Source organism: Idiomarina seosinensis (genome assembly GCF_044797955.1).
Lineage (GTDB): Bacteria > Pseudomonadota > Gammaproteobacteria > Enterobacterales > Alteromonadaceae > Idiomarina > Idiomarina seosinensis_A.
In genome coordinates this window covers 1,355,044-1,369,237 of sequence record NZ_CP085211.1, presented here as the reverse complement: position 1 = coordinate 1,369,237, position 14,194 = coordinate 1,355,044, and the positions used below count along the sequence as shown (strand labels likewise).

13 protein-coding genes and 1 tRNA gene are annotated in these 14,194 nt (G+C 48.0%); 10 read left to right on the top strand and 4 right to left on the bottom strand.

The window, feature by feature from the left end:
• Positions 1–154 precede the first annotated feature (154 nt).
• From LG288_RS06545 to LG288_RS06535, 3 genes are all read left to right on the top strand, one after another.
• Positions 155–1,564: a sigma-54-dependent transcriptional regulator gene (locus LG288_RS06545; RefSeq protein ID WP_404399321.1), complete on the top strand. Its 1,410-nt coding sequence runs from the start codon at positions 155–157 to the stop codon at positions 1,562–1,564.
• Positions 1,565–1,568: 4 nt separating this feature from the next.
• Positions 1,569–2,816 carry an EAL domain-containing protein gene (locus tag LG288_RS06540; RefSeq protein ID WP_404399320.1) on the top strand — a complete coding sequence of 416 codons (1,248 nt, stop codon included), beginning with the start codon at positions 1,569–1,571 and terminating at the stop codon, positions 2,814–2,816.
• A gap of 134 nt (positions 2,817–2,950) precedes the next feature.
• On the top strand, positions 2,951–3,373 hold the full coding sequence (locus LG288_RS06535; RefSeq protein WP_404399319.1) for a CBS domain-containing protein: 423 nt from the start codon (positions 2,951–2,953) through the stop codon (positions 3,371–3,373).
• A 26-nt stretch (positions 3,374–3,399) separates the two neighbouring features.
• Here the strand turns inward: LG288_RS06535 and LG288_RS06530 are convergent.
• The 3 genes from LG288_RS06530 to LG288_RS06520 form a co-directional block, all read right to left on the bottom strand.
• Positions 3,400–3,476 (bottom strand) — tRNA-Val (locus tag LG288_RS06530).
• A gap of 152 nt (positions 3,477–3,628) precedes the next feature.
• Positions 3,629–5,308: an isovaleryl-CoA dehydrogenase gene (locus LG288_RS06525; RefSeq protein WP_404399318.1), complete on the bottom strand. Its 1,680-nt coding sequence runs from the start codon at positions 5,306–5,308 to the stop codon at positions 3,629–3,631.
• A gap of 47 nt (positions 5,309–5,355) precedes the next feature.
• A complete protein-coding gene (locus LG288_RS06520) occupies positions 5,356–6,393 on the bottom strand; it encodes a DUF3080 family protein (protein ID WP_404399317.1) in 1,038 nt (345 codons plus the stop codon).
• A gap of 30 nt (positions 6,394–6,423) precedes the next feature.
• Between LG288_RS06520 and LG288_RS06515 the strand changes: the two genes are divergently transcribed.
• A complete protein-coding gene (locus LG288_RS06515) occupies positions 6,424–7,032 on the top strand; it encodes a riboflavin synthase subunit alpha (RefSeq protein WP_404399316.1) in 609 nt (202 codons plus the stop codon).
• Here LG288_RS06515 and LG288_RS06510 read toward each other — a convergent pair.
• Positions 7,029–7,229 carry a CPXCG motif-containing cysteine-rich protein gene (locus LG288_RS06510; protein WP_404399315.1) on the bottom strand — a complete coding sequence of 67 codons (201 nt, stop codon included), beginning with the start codon at positions 7,227–7,229 and terminating at the stop codon, positions 7,029–7,031. The genes LG288_RS06515 and LG288_RS06510 overlap by 4 nt on opposite strands.
• Positions 7,230–7,537: 308 nt before the next feature.
• On the opposite strand from LG288_RS06510, the gene thrS reads away from it, so the two are divergent.
• The 6 genes from thrS to pheT all read left to right on the top strand — a co-directional run bounded on the left by thrS (position 7,538) and on the right by pheT (position 14,191).
• Entirely contained in the window at positions 7,538–9,451 is a 1,914-nt protein-coding gene (thrS, locus tag LG288_RS06505) for a threonine--tRNA ligase (RefSeq protein ID WP_404399313.1), read from the top strand.
• Between the two features lie 23 nt (positions 9,452–9,474).
• Positions 9,475–10,017: a translation initiation factor IF-3 gene (infC, locus tag LG288_RS06500; RefSeq protein WP_404403050.1), complete on the top strand. Its 543-nt coding sequence runs from the start codon at positions 9,475–9,477 to the stop codon at positions 10,015–10,017.
• Positions 10,018–10,090: 73 nt separating this feature from the next.
• Positions 10,091–10,288: a 50S ribosomal protein L35 gene (gene rpmI, locus LG288_RS06495; RefSeq protein WP_404399312.1), complete on the top strand. Its 198-nt coding sequence runs from the start codon at positions 10,091–10,093 to the stop codon at positions 10,286–10,288.
• Between the two features lie 13 nt (positions 10,289–10,301).
• Positions 10,302–10,655, top strand: a complete 354-nt coding sequence (gene rplT, locus LG288_RS06490) for a 50S ribosomal protein L20 (RefSeq protein WP_011234642.1) — start codon at positions 10,302–10,304, stop codon at positions 10,653–10,655.
• Positions 10,656–10,799: 144 nt separating this feature from the next.
• On the top strand, positions 10,800–11,780 hold the full coding sequence (gene pheS, locus LG288_RS06485) for a phenylalanine--tRNA ligase subunit alpha (protein WP_404399311.1): 981 nt from the start codon (positions 10,800–10,802) through the stop codon (positions 11,778–11,780).
• Between the two features lie 23 nt (positions 11,781–11,803).
• The gene (pheT, locus tag LG288_RS06480) at positions 11,804–14,191 is read left to right on the top strand and encodes a phenylalanine--tRNA ligase subunit beta (RefSeq protein WP_404399309.1); all 2,388 of its coding nucleotides are present in this window, start codon (positions 11,804–11,806) and stop codon (positions 14,189–14,191) included.
• Positions 14,192–14,194 lie beyond the last annotated feature (3 nt).

Below are 14,194 nucleotides of genomic sequence, written 5' to 3'. Positions count from 1 at the left end.
GCAAAATGCATTGTCATCGCAAAAAGCAAAGCGTGCCACTTGAAAAACTGCTCATAACTTCACCAATAGTTGCAATAAGCGCTTAATGTGGCATGCACAGTAAAGTTGGAACTTTAATTGCATATCTGCGCCCGAACTTTTAGTAGAGTACATCATGACTGAATCTGAACAAGCCCGCGTTCTGCTGGTTGAAGACAATCCGTCGACAGCCTTAATTTATGAAAACTATTTAGCCGGTCACTATGAAGTTATTGTGGCTGCTACCGCAAGCGAAGCCCTGGATTTATTTGAACAGGCTGATTATGAGGTCTGTGTCATCGATATTGGGTTGCCTGATATGTCAGGCATCGCGCTGATGAATCAGCTACAGCGGCGTCGGCCGCAAATACCTGTGATTATTGCTACCTCGTCAGAGCGGGCCAGTGACGTCGTCGATGCGATTAATGCCGGCGCCAATGACTATCTGACTAAGCCAGTTGACAGAACCCGGCTAAACGTCACCGTTGCCAATTGCCTGAAACAGTACCAGGTAAACCGGTTGGTAACAGCCTATGATGCGGGTGCGGAAGCTGTGCATTTTAATGGTATGGTTGGTGAATCAGCCGTAATGCAGAAGTTATTTGCTGCTATTTTGCCGGCCGCTAAAAGTAATGCGCCAGTTTTTATTACCGGGGAGAGCGGAACGGGCAAAGAGTTGTGTGCAGAAGCCATTCACCGCGAAAGTGCGCGAGGGCTTAACCCTTTTGTTGCAATTAATTGTGCCGCGATTCCAAGAGAGCTGATTGAGAGCGAAATTTTTGGCCACGTTAAAGGTGCATTTACCGGTGCTATCGGCGACCGCAAGGGTGCCGCATTGCGGGCTAATGGAGGAACCTTATTCCTTGATGAAATTGGAGAACTGCCGGTTGACTTGCAGAGCAAAATCCTGCGATTTGTTCAAACCCATGAAATAACCCCGGTGGGTTCAAACCACACGGTCAGGGTTGATGTGCGTTTTGTTTGTGCCACTAACCGCGATCCGCAGCCAGAAATCGAACGCGGGACTTTTCGCGAGGATTTATTCTATCGGCTTAACGTAATCCCGATGCATATGCCGGCCTTGCGGGAGCGGGGTAGCGACATCAGTCGTTTGGCGCACCATTTTCTGCAACTGTTTTCGAAAAAAGAGGGAAGCTCTTTTATCCGTATTTCCAGTGCCGCTGAGTTGGTACTGAGAAATTATCATTGGCCCGGCAATGTCAGACAATTAGAAAACGTTATCCGGCAAATTGTTATTATGAACCAGGGTGACGAAGTAACCCCAACTATGCTGCCGCTTTCGCTTGTCAAAAATTATAACGCTGATGCAGTGGCAGTTGATGCTGACGAGAGGTTAACCAAGTCAGACATTCCGGCGGTGCAAGAAGAGCCAGTTAAGCCATTATGGAAGGTCGAAAAAGAAGCGATTACTAATGCTCTTGAGCAAAGCAGTAACAGCGTCACTGAGGCAGCAAAAAAATTACAGGTAAACCCATCAACGATTTATCGTAAAATGGCACGCTGGAACTCGAGCGGGAGAGGTTAAGCTAATGTCCCTATTAACATCCAATACCCAGAGTATCATTCAGCCGAACCTCGAGCAGTTATCCGAGACAATACAACGGCAAATAGACGCCGGTGAGCCCGTTGTCGTGATTTATTTTGATATCGATGATTTCCAGCAACACCAACGCCATCATTTAGCTGACGCAGATGAATTCTTAGCGGAATTGCACCATAAACTGGCTCACCACCCATTAGTCAAGGATGTCTGCCGGGTGATGGCGGATCAATTTGTGCTATACAGTACTGGCAGCGTATCTCATCAAAAATTAAAGTCGTTGCAAGCTGTTATTAATGACATGCTCAGCTGTGCCGTTTCGACCGGAGATATCAAATTTAGCGCGGGGATTTCCTTTTCGCCGGCTCACTCGACATCGGCTGTCAAATTAATTAACTATGCCCAGTGCGCAACCTTTGAATCAAAAGCGAAGGGTAAATCGCAGGTAGAGATTTTTGATATTGAGGCTTACCAGCAGGAACAGGTAAAAGTTAACGAGTTGGGGGCTATTGCTGATGGTTTACGCAATAGTGAGTTTGTCATGTATGCGCAGCCTAAGTACAGAATTCAGACCGGAGAAGTTTACTCCTTTGAGTTACTGATGCGTTGGCAGCACCCCGATAAAGGCTTGCTGTCACCTAAGTCATTTATTCCCCTGATCTGCGGTTCTGAGCTGGATCTGGCGTTTGGTGAATATGCGTTGTTCAAGGCCATAGAATATCTAAGGCAGGGACAGCGGCTTGGTAAAATACCTCATCTGAGCATCAACTTAAGCCCAAAACAGGTTATGAGTGAGCAGTTTCTAGGTTTACTGGAATACTATGCGCAATATGACAAGCAGCTGATTTCGCATTTAACGTTCGAGATTCTAGAAACTGAGTTAGGTGTTTATTTACCTAAGACTCTGGCCATATTGCAAAAGTATCGTCAGCTGGGTTTAAAAATAGCACTGGATGACTTTGGCAGTGGTTACTCATCGATTTTATCAATGTTTGAGTTGCCCCTTGATGAACTCAAAATCGATCGTCATTTAATTACTAATTTACATTTGGAGCCTAAAAAGCAGTCGTTGTTGCAATACACGATCCTGGTTGCCCAGCAATATGGCCTGTCAGTGGTTGCCGAAGGTGTTGAATCGGAACAGGAAGCTTCGGTGTTAAGACAGTTAGGTTGTGACAGTGGTCAGGGGTTTTATTACCACAGACCGGCGCCTGCAGAAGATCTGATATTTTCTTAGCCGGGAAAAACTGTGCAGGTTTGAAATATTGCTGGTTGCTGACTAGCCTTAGTTAGTGAACCCGGCAGACATTAACTGCACTAACTGGCCTTGGTTAATGTTTGTCACTTAAAACAGTTAACGGAGGTGTCATAATGCAAGCTAAAGACGTCATGACTTCGCAACCACAATATTTAAAAGATAATGTAACGATTCGTGAAGCCGCGCTTACTATGAAAAATAATAAGACCGGTTTTGAGCCGCTAACGGACGCCAACAAAGTCACCGGGGTTATTACCGATCGGGATATTGCGATACGAGTAGTGGCTGAAGGTAAGAGCCTGGATGACAGCGCTAAAAGCATCGCTACCGAACGGGTACTTTATACTTACCAGGACGAAGATATTGAGTCTGTCTTGCAAAATATGACAGAACAGCAGGTCCAGCGTTTACTGGTATTGAATGATCGCGAAAACAAGGATCTTGTTGGTATCGTAACCCTGGGTGACATTGCTAATGAATGCAAAAGTCCCGAATTAGCGCAAAAAATTGTTAACGCATCACGGACTTACCAATAGTTTTTTCGTGGAGCTTTATCAGGAAGTGGTGCGTCCGAGTAGACTCGAACTACCGACCTCTGCCATGTCAAGGCAGCGCTCTAACCAACTGAGCTACGGACGCACTGTTTAGCGAGTGTCGTTGAAGACGGGCGCTATATTAGTCATTTCAGTTCTCCGGCGCAAGTGTTTTTTATGCTCCGGAGAACTGACTGGCTAGTTTTCACCCATTGCGGGTGGTATGCCGCTACAGTTACTGGTTTTTCTTATTCTTTATCAACTAATCGCTGGCGTTGCCCGCTTGATGATGGCAGCGACGTTAATACCCCGGGGTAAGCTTCCGTAATTCATCTGCTGGCGTTGTGTTAAGCGCCCGGCAATAAAGCCTGAGGCGATAAAATCTGGCGCATATTGTAATAATAAAGCAGCCTGTAAAGCCAGCGCCATACGATCGGCAAATTGGCGCGCATGATATTGCCAGTCCTGTTGCGGAGTTTGTTTAAAGTCGCGTCGCAACTGGTTAATAAACGCATCAAGGCATTCGTCACGGCCCTGGGCCTTGCTAAGCTCAGCAAAATAAGCATCCAGCACTTTTGGCTCTTTTTGTATCGCCCGCAGAATGTCCAGGCACTGCACGTTGCCGCTGCCTTCCCAGATAGCATTAATTGGCGATTCGCGGAATAATCGCGGCATAATGGTTGTTTCCATGACCCCCATACCACCAATCACTTCCATGGCTTCATAGGCATGATTCGGAGCCCGTTTACAAATCCAGTATTTGCCGATGGGTGTGGCAATACGGGCGAACAGCTTTTCATGTTCATCGTCTTGATTGTCAAAGGCTCGGGACATACGTAGAGTTAGGGTCATTGCCGCCTCGCTTTCCAGTGCCAAGTCAGCCAGTAAATTTTGCATCAGCGGCTGCGCACTGAGCTGGTTGCCAAAGGCGCTCCGATAATGACAGTGATGCAGGGCCTGAACACTGGCCTGGCGGATGCCCGAGGACGATCCAATCATGCAATCATAACGCGTCATAGCAACCATCTCGATAATGGTGCGAACACCACGGCCTTCCTCGCCAACCATCCAGCCCAGCGCGCCGCGTAATTCACACTCGCTGGAAGCGTTAGCAACATTACCCATTTTGTCTTTCAGTTGTTGAATCTGGACCGGGTTTTTACTGCCGTCCGGACGCCACCGCGGAACCAGGAAGCAGGACAAACCTGCCGATGTTTGTGCCAGCACCAGGAATAAGTCGCACATTGGGGCAGATACAAACCATTTGTGACCAACCAGCTCATAAGCTTGCGCCGGGCCTTGCTCTCCAATCGGATATGCTTTTGTCGTGTTACTGCGTACGTCGGATCCGCCTTGCTTTTCAGTCATCGCCATACCTACGGTCAAGCCGTTTTTACGCTCTGCCGGGATATTAGCAGGGTCGTAATAGGGGGCAGTGATTTTTCCGCCATACAGGTCAAATAACTGTTTTTGATGCATTAGAGCGGGTAGCGAGGCAAATGTCATAGTGATTGGGCAGCCATGCGCTGCTTCGACCTGGGTATGCAAATAATATTTGGCAGCACGCGCCACGTGGGCGCCTTTCTTGGGCTCCCGCCATGGGCTGGCATGTAAACTCTCAGTAATGGCAATGTCCATCAGTTGGTGATAACTGGGATGAAACTCTATCTGGTCAAGGCGATGGCCAAAGCGATCGTGGGTGTGAAGTATTGGCTTTTGGCGATTAGCGTCAAAGCCCAGCTGGATACGTTCTGTTAAACCGCATTCAGCACCAAACCGGGCTATGTCCTGTTCGGCCCAGCCAGCACCTTCGCGCTGGACGGCTTCTTGCAGAGCTTTATCTTCAGCAAACAGGTTGTAATTTTCCAGTGCCGGCGGCTGATTCTTCACTTCATGGGTTTGTGCGCAGTAAGCATCTGTAGTGTGAGGTTTTTCCATGGTAGATTGGCTCCGGTCCGACCAGTTGCTTTATCCCTAGATTAGAGCTAATCCTCACCCGGTGTAAAGCCACAGTTGGCGAAAAATTCCTGCCAGGGCTGCACAAAGCTTTTACTAACCTTGCTGAGCTGTTGCCCCTGCTCGCTTAAGCGCACCAGATAACCCGTCAATGCCGGCTGCGGACTGATGTCGGCGAGTTGACGTAACAACGGCTGATATTGTTGAAACTGAGTGGTTAACAGAGCTAAGTCGGCCTGGACATCATTAATAAAAAACTGCATAAAAACGTTGCGTAAGACTTTAGCCCGTTGAGGCACCCCTTTACTATCACAACCTGTGGCCCGGGTAAGTGGTGGTAACCCTGCCTGCAGTTGCCGGAGTTTCAGGCGCATGGATACCACTGAACGACTCAAGCGGTTTAGGTAGTCGGATTGCGCCAGTTGTTCGCGCCACTCGTGCAGATGAGGCTGTGGGCCGGGTTGCTGCAGCCAGTTAACAATTTGTGTGAGAGCATCCAGTGCGGTGTTAAAGGCTGCAGGATCCACTTTTTGCAGGGGTTCAGCGCCAATGTCTAAGGCATTTCGTAGGGCCTTATCCGTTGCCAGTGCGTGGGCTGTATCAAATTGAAGCTGCCGGGATTTGGCCTCAATTGCCCGTTGTAATTCATCGACTAGAGGCGCAGATTTTGGCTGTTTGATGCATTCTTTTAAGCCCTGTAGCAGTTTAATATCACCCTGCAGACGCATTAACCCATCTTCTAATCGACCCAGAGCGCTGTTGCGTTGAGCTATTTGCTGACCCACGTTGCAGTGTCCCAGGCGTAAGCTGGTTAATAAGCTCATACCGACCGGTTGCCCTGCAGGCTTCAGCTGTCGGACAGCGGGCAAGGGCGCCGGACGAGGCGAGTAGCTTAACTGTACAGCATCAGTATCAAGTGTGCTGGCAATTCGCTGATTGAGTGTATGCACTGAGGTGATGATGTTTTCTGGTTGCGAACAGCCAGTCAGTACTAAGCCGGCCAAAACTGCCAGTAATAGTGGCAAACACTGGTAAGTTTTTACAATTCTCAGTACACTGCCAGGCATTCGAGTTCCTCTTGTCGTTCAGGTGTTGTTATGTTTACCGGTATCGTACAAACCCAGGCACAGATTAGTGATATCAAAGATTCGGATGAGTTTCGCCATTTAACAGTGAAGGTAGAACCTCAATTTTTGCGTGATTTAGATATTGGCGCCAGTATTGCTATAAACGGTTGTTGTTTAACGGTGGTTCACCAGAGTTCAGATACGGTTGAATTTGATGTTATCGATGAAACATTGCGCCTGACCAATTTAGGTCTGTTAATCGAGAATAGCCAGGTTAACTTTGAACGCTCGCTAAAAGCGGGGGATGAAATTGGCGGACATCACGTGTCCGGCCACATCCATTGTCAGGGGACCTTGATTGCTGTCGAACAAAGTGACACGAACTGGGCGGGTTGGATTGAAGTGCCGGCAAACTTTACCCCCTATTTATTTGCTAAAGGCTTTATTGCGGTTAATGGCGCAAGCCTGACTATAGGCGAGGTAAAAGAAAATCGTTTTAGCCTGCACCTGATACCCGAAACCTTACGGTTGACAAATTTATCTCAGGCACAGCCAGGTACACCGTTAAACATTGAGTTTGATCAGCAAACCATCACTATTGTGGAAACCGTTGAGCGTGTTTTAAAGCAACGGGGTTAACCGTCGTTGCCTTCGATATGAACTTTGGTTTTGTTATGCAACTCGTCAACCTGCAGTTGCACATGAATCAGATCCCCACAGGCTGAACACTCGTCCTGATAGTCCTGATTACCAGCTGAATTGTCGATTTCCAGTTGAGTTGTGTGACCACAATTCGGGCAGCGTACGACCACTGTGTTAAGATCTTCCTCGTACATATCCGGCTCCTGTGAAAGCGTGTACGTTGCCTTAACTATAGAAACAAAATAGCCGGGCCAGCCAGTAATTTATGCGCGTAATCACGCTTATTAATCTAATCATTTGTTTTATCTGCAAAGAAACCGGCAGCAAGGCGTTAACGAGATGCGTCACATGGTTGCCCAAAGATAGCGGGTCGATTATAGTAGCGCGTGATGTTCGACAGTAGCGAACTCAATAATTTCGTAAGGTTCTGCTTTTTTGCAGTGGAGCCAAAATAGCGCACGTGGCACTTGGTAGGTGTCACCACTGGTGAATAGGAAGTTTCATGCCTGTAATTACTCTCCCTGACGGAAGTCAACGCGAATTTGAACAGCCCGTTTCAATTATGGATATCGCTATGGATATCGGCCCGGGCCTGGCAAAAGCCACGGTAGCCGGCCGCATTGATGGTGAACTGGCGGATGCCTGCGATAAAATCGAGCACGACGCTGATGTCGAAATAGTCACACCGAAAGACGATGACGGTGTGCATATCATTCGTCATTCCTGTGCCCATCTGATGGGGCATGCGGTAAAGCAGTTGTGGCCTGAGGCCAAAATGGCTATTGGGCCGGTGATCGAAAATGGTTTTTATTACGATATCGACGTTGATCATACCTTCACTCAAGAAGATTTAGATAAGCTTGAAAAGCGAATGAAGGAACTGGCGAAAACCGAATACGCAGTAGTAAAAAATAAAGTCAGTTGGGAAACAGCTCGTGAAACTTTTGCCGAGCGTCATGAATCATATAAAATTGAGATTCTGGACGAAAACATCCCGACTGAGTCGCGGCCTGCTTTGTATCATCACGAAGAATATATTGATATGTGTCGGGGACCGCATGTTCCGACCATGAAATTCTGCCAGCATTTTAAAGTGATGAAAATGTCAGGCGCATACTGGCGCGGTAACCCCGATAATAAAATGCTGCAGCGCATCTACGGGACGGCCTGGGCTGACAAAAAACAGCTAAAAGCGCATTTAAAACGCCTGGAAGAAGCGGAGAAACGTGACCACCGCAAAATTGGTAAAAACCAGGACTTATTCCATTGGCAGGAAGAAGCGCCGGGTATGGTCTTCTGGCACCATAATGGGTGGACAATTTTTCGTGAACTGGAAGATTATATTCGCGAAAAACTGCGTGAGTACGATTACCAGGAAGTCAAAGGTCCGATGATGATGGATCGGGTATTGTGGGAAAAATCAGGACACTGGGAAAAATTCTCAGAGCTGATGTTCACAACCGCCTCTGAAAATCGCGAGTATGCGGTTAAACCAATGAACTGCCCGGGCCACGTTCAAATTTTTAACCAGGGCTTGAAGTCCTACCGGGACTTGCCTTTGCGGATGGCAGAGTTTGGCAGTTGCCACCGCAACGAGCCGTCGGGCGCTTTACATGGTCTGATGCGCGTCCGTGGTTTTACCCAGGACGACGCCCATGTCTTTTGTACCGAAGAGCAGGTGCAGTCAGAAGTCGCCAAATGCATCGAAATGGTGTACGAAACCTATGCCACTTTTGGTTTTGAAAAGATTGACGTAAAATTGTCAACGCGGCCAGAAAAACGGCTGGGCGAAGATGCCACCTGGGATCGGACTGAGAAAGCCCTGGCGGATGCTCTTAAAACCCACGACATCGACTTTGACTACTTACCGGGTGAGGGTGCATTTTATGGGCCGAAGATCGAATTCACCTTGTTTGATTGTCTAGGCCGCGCCTGGCAATGTGGTACGATTCAGCTGGACTTCGCGCTGCCTGAGCGTTTAGGTGCCACTTACGTAGGTGAGGATAACGGACGCCATACACCGGTTATGATCCACCGCGCCATTTTGGGTTCGTTAGAGCGCTTTATGGGTATTTTGATCGAGGAATATGCCGGTCATTTTCCAACTTGGCTGGCGCCAACTCAGGTTGTCTTAATGAATATTACGGATAATCAGAGTGATTATGTAAAAAATGTGGTAAAATCGTTGAATAAAAAGGGAATTCGGGCCTCTGCCGACTTGAGAAATGAGAAAATAGGCTTTAAGATCCGAGAGCATACGCTTAAACGCGTCCCTTATTTGCTGGTTGTCGGCGATAAAGAAGTCGAAGCAGGCGAGGTTGCGGTACGTACTCGTGGTGGTGAAGATTTGGGTAAACTCCCATTGGCTGATTTCATTGCACGTATTGAAGACGAAGTACGGACCCGCAAAATTTAAAAAATTAGATGGAGGAATAAACCATTAAAGGCGGAAAAAGAACTCAAAAAGCTGCAGATAAAAATCGTATCAACGACGAAATTAAGGTTGATGAGGTTCGCTTAATCGGGACCGAAGGCGAACAGATTGGCGTTGTCAGTATTAACGAAGCTCTTAACGCAGCAGCGGAAGCTGGCGTTGACTTGGTGGAAATGAGTCCGAACGCGGAGCCACCAGTATGCCGCTTAATGGATTACGGTAAGTTCCTCTTCGAAAAGAGTAAAGAGCAAAAAGAACAAAAGAAAAAGCAAAAACAGATTCAGGTAAAGGAAGTTAAGTTCCGGCCTGGAACTGATGAGGGCGACTACCAGGTAAAACTGCGCAACCTGCGTCGTTTCCTCGAGGGAGGTGACAAAACCAAAGTCACTATTCGTTTCCGTGGCCGGGAAATGGCACACCAGGAGTTGGGTATTGAATTACTGAATCGGGTTAAAAACGATTTGGAAGATATCTCAACACTTGAGTCGTTCCCAAGACGTGCCGAAGGGCGCCAGATGATTATGGTTCTGGCACCCATCAAGAAGTGATTGTGGTTTACAAGTAGTCTGATTGTCAGGCTCACCCTGTCACACTTTTATCAACAATGCGGAGTTTTATTTCATGCCGAAAATGAAATCGAACAAGGGCGCTGCAAAGCGCTTTAAAAAGACTGCTTCAGGTGGTTTTAAGTGCAAGCAATCTCACTTGCGTCACATTTTGACAAAAAAGAGCCCTAAGCGTAAGCGTCAGCTTCGCGCTAAGAACATGGTCCATGAGGCCGACGTTCAATTAGTCGCTCGCATGTTACCGTACGCATAAGGGGAGATAGCAAATGGCACGAGTAAAACGTGGTGTAATCGCGAGAGCGCGTCACAAAAAAGTCCTAAAGCAGGCGAAAGGTTATTATGGTGCACGCAGTCGCGTTTATCGCGTTGCGGTTCAGGCAGTTACTAAAGCGGGTCAATACGCTTACCGTGACCGTCGCAACAAAAAACGTCAATTCCGTCAGTTGTGGATTGTGCGTATTAATGCTGCGGCCCGTCAAAATGGTTTGTCGTACAGCCGCTTTATCAATGGTCTGAAAAAAGCATCGATTGAAATCGATCGTAAAATTCTGGCTGATATCGCAGTTCATGATCAAAACGGCTTTGCCGCTTTGGTTGAGAAAGCGAAAGGCGCACTGTAATCGATTGAGCTGTCCCGACGTGGATGGTTGAAAACGAACAGATTTCAAAGGGAGCCGTCAGGCTCCCTTTTTTGATCAAAACTCTGCTAGAATAAAGCCTTTAAAATTTTGCTTAGTCGCATAGTGTAGGTGTTGAGGAAAACCATGCAATTAGAGGAAATCGTTAACCAGGCCGGACAGGCCATCGCCAGCGCGGACTCTCCGCAGCGGTTGGATGAAGTCCGGGTTGAGTACATGGGAAAAAAGGGCAAGCTGACCGAATTATTAAAAGGGTTAGGCAAACTGGATGCATCGGAACGACGCGAAGCCGGCCAAAAAATAAATCAAGCGAAGCAGCAGGTGCAAAACAGCATTAATGCACGAAAAGAATTGCTTAAAGCTGAGGAATTAAAGGCCAAACTCGAGGCAGAGCGGATTGATGTCAGTCTGCCGGGTCGCGGCACCCAGGTGGGTGGGGTACACCCGGTTACACAAACTATTCGCCGCATCGAGCAGTTTTTTGGAGACCTGGGTTTTAGCGTAAAAGAAGGCCCTGAAGTTGAAGACGGCTTTCATAACTTTGATGCGCTGAATATTCCGGCCAATCATCCGGCTCGCGCTGATCATGATACGTTTTATTTCACCCCTTCCTCAATGCTGCGGACGCAGACCTCCGGGGTCCAGATACGTACCATGGAAGTCGAGCAACCGCCGCTGCGGATTATTTCGCCAGGCCGTGTTTACCGCAACGATTACGATCAGACTCACACGCCGATGTTCCATCAGGTTGAGGGGTTAATGGTCGATACTGATGTCTCCTTTACTCAGCTTAAAGGCATTTTAGAGGACTTTCTGACACACTTTTTTGAAGAGTCTTTACAGGTCCGTTTCCGACCCTCATATTTTCCTTTTACTGAGCCCTCAGCGGAAGTTGATGTCATGGGTAAAGACGGTAAATGGCTGGAAGTATTGGGATGCGGAATGGTACACCCGAACGTCTTAAAAGCCGTTGGTATTGATGCGGAGAAATATACCGGCTTTGCTTTTGGTATGGGGGTTGAGCGCCTGACAATGCTACGTTACGGCGTCACCGATTTACGCTCATTTTTTGAAAATGACCTGCGTTTCTTAAAGCAATTTAACTAATCAATGAAAGGGCAGTTGCAACAATGAAATTTAGTGAACAATGGTTAAGAGAGTGGGTTAATCCACCGATTAACAGCAACGAATTAAGTGAACAGCTGAGCATGGCTGGCCTGGAAGTTGATGGTTTTGAGCCGGTCGCGGCCGACTTTCATACAGTAGTTGTTGGTGAAGTGGTGGAGTGTGGAACTCATCCCGATGCCGATAAGCTACAAGTTACTAAAGTGAATACGAATGACGGCGAACTGCTGGATATCGTTTGCGGCGCGCCGAATTGCCGTCAGGGTATTAAAGTTGTAGTTGCGAAAGTCGGGGCCTTGTTGCCCGGCGATTTTAAAATAAAAAAGGCTAAATTGCGTGGCCAGGCCTCGCACGGCATGCTGTGTTCCTATAAAGAACTGGGTCTGCTGGATGACCATGAAGGGATTATCGAGTTACCCGATGATGCTCCGGTTGGCGAGGACTATCGTCAATACCTGGCACTGGAAGATAATAGCTTCGACATCGACTTAACTCCTAACCGCGGTGACTGCCTGAGTATCCGGGGAATCGCTCGCGAAGTTGGTGTGTTGAACCAGCTGCCTGTTAACGAACCCAAAGTGCCAGCGGTGGCACCGACTATTGATGATCAACGTGCCATTCATCTGCGCGCTGCTGCACAATGCCCGCGGTACCTGGGTCGTGTGATTAAAGGCGTCGATGTATCCCGGCCAAGCCCCATCTGGATGACTGAAAAGTTACGCCGTAGTGGTATCCGCAGCATCGATCCGGTAGTGGATGTAACCAACTTTGTGCTGTTAGAGTTGGGTCACCCGATGCATGCCTTTGATCTCGATAACGTACAGGGCGACATCCAGGTGCGTTTAGCTCAACCTGGTGAGTCTCTGACTTTACTTGACGGCACTCCGATAGCCTTAGATGACGACGTTCTGGTTATTGCTGATGAGCATAAAGCCCTCGCTATGGCCGGTGTTTACGGCGGACAGGACAGTGGTGTGACTACCCATAGCCAAAATGTCTTTTTGGAAAGCGCGTTTTTTGCGCCCGATGCTATTCTGGGTAAAGCGCGTCGTTTTGGCTTGCATACCGACGCTTCGCACCGTTATGAAAGAGGAGTGGATCCGGACTTACAACGCACGGCAATGGAGCGCGCTACGCAGTTATTGCTGGATATCGCAGGCGGAGAAGCCGGTCCTGTTGTAGAAGCCGTTGCTGAGTCACATTTACCGAGTCGACCGACCGTCACATTACGGGCAGCCAGGTTGGCCAAATTGCTGGGTATGCACATCGATGAGCAGCAAGTTACCGATATTTTACAGCGTCTTGGTCTTGGCGTTGAGCAGCAAGATGCGGGCTGGCAAGTCAAAATTCCATCGTATCGTTTTGACCTCAGCATTGAGGAAGATCTGATTGAAGAGGTCGCGCGGATTTATGGTTATAACCGCATTGTGGCAGAGGCTCCGGCCGCTCAACTGCGGATGAGTGAGCACCCCGAAGCACAGTTAAGCCGACACCAACTGGTGGATGCTTTAGTTGAGCGAGGTTATCAGGAAGCCATTACCTATAGCTTTGTTGACCCGAAGCATCAGGCTTTATTGTTCAGCGATTCTCCGGCCTTAACCTTACCTCATCCTATTTCCATTGATATGTCGTCTATGCGGCTTAGTCTTTGGCCAGGACTGGTTAATGCAGTAGCCTATAATCAAAAACGCCAGCAAAGTCTGTTAGCTTTGGTCGAAACGGGATTGCGCTTTATCCCCGACCCGATGGCGGAAAACGATGTTAGACAAGAACCGGTATTGGCCGGTATTAAAAGCGGCAAAGCCGTGCCTGAGAATTGGTCAGAAGCAGAACGCAACGTCGATTTTTACGACTTAAAAGGTGACGTTGAAGCATTAATCGCCCGAACCGGCGAGGCTAATGAATTTCGCTTTGTCGCCGATCAACATGACGCGCTGCACCCTGGGCAGTCTGCCGCTATTTATAAAAATGGCCGGAAAGTCGGCTTTATCGGCGCTTTGCATCCACAATACGAGAAAACTTTTGGTCTGAATCAACGTGCTTTTGTGTTCGAAATATTACTCGAAGCCATCAGCATTAAGCGTATTCCGGTGGCTCAGACGATTTCACGATTCCCCAGTATTCGTCGTGATTTAGCGGTTGTTCTTGATCAAGATATTGCGGCAGGTGAAGTACTTACCGAGTTGGAAAGTATTGGCATAAGCCAGTTGGTTGGCCTAAACTTATTTGATGTGTATCAGGGTGAAGGCGTACCGGCGGGTAAACGCAGCCTGGCACTGGCATTAACGCTGCAGGACAAGACCAAGACTCTTGAAGAAGCAGAGGTGAATGCTCTTGTTGAGCAGTTTGTTAATCGGTTAAAGACCCAATTTGACGCAATTTTGAGGGACTAAATT

What these genes read in the sequence shown, in the direction of transcription:
- LG288_RS06545 (WP_404399321.1), top strand. Translation starts at nt 155, where the DNA reads ATGACTGAATCTGAACAAGCCCGCGTTCTGCTGGTTGAAGACAATCCG.
- LG288_RS06540 (WP_404399320.1), top strand. Translation starts at nt 1,569, where the DNA reads ATGTCCCTATTAACATCCAATACCCAGAGTATCATTCAGCCGAACCTC.
- LG288_RS06535 (WP_404399319.1), top strand. Translation starts at nt 2,951, where the DNA reads ATGCAAGCTAAAGACGTCATGACTTCGCAACCACAATATTTAAAAGAT.
- LG288_RS06525 (WP_404399318.1), bottom strand. Translation starts at nt 5,308, where the DNA reads ATGGAAAAACCTCACACTACAGATGCTTACTGCGCACAAACCCATGAA.
- LG288_RS06520 (WP_404399317.1), bottom strand. Translation starts at nt 6,393, where the DNA reads ATGCCTGGCAGTGTACTGAGAATTGTAAAAACTTACCAGTGTTTGCCA.
- LG288_RS06515 (WP_404399316.1), top strand. Translation starts at nt 6,424, where the DNA reads ATGTTTACCGGTATCGTACAAACCCAGGCACAGATTAGTGATATCAAA.
- LG288_RS06510 (WP_404399315.1), bottom strand. Translation starts at nt 7,229, where the DNA reads ATGTACGAGGAAGATCTTAACACAGTGGTCGTACGCTGCCCGAATTGT.
- thrS (WP_404399313.1), top strand. Translation starts at nt 7,538, where the DNA reads ATGCCTGTAATTACTCTCCCTGACGGAAGTCAACGCGAATTTGAACAG.
- rpmI (WP_404399312.1), top strand. Translation starts at nt 10,091, where the DNA reads ATGCCGAAAATGAAATCGAACAAGGGCGCTGCAAAGCGCTTTAAAAAG.
- rplT (WP_011234642.1), top strand. Translation starts at nt 10,302, where the DNA reads ATGGCACGAGTAAAACGTGGTGTAATCGCGAGAGCGCGTCACAAAAAA.
- pheS (WP_404399311.1), top strand. Translation starts at nt 10,800, where the DNA reads ATGCAATTAGAGGAAATCGTTAACCAGGCCGGACAGGCCATCGCCAGC.
- pheT (WP_404399309.1), top strand. Translation starts at nt 11,804, where the DNA reads ATGAAATTTAGTGAACAATGGTTAAGAGAGTGGGTTAATCCACCGATT.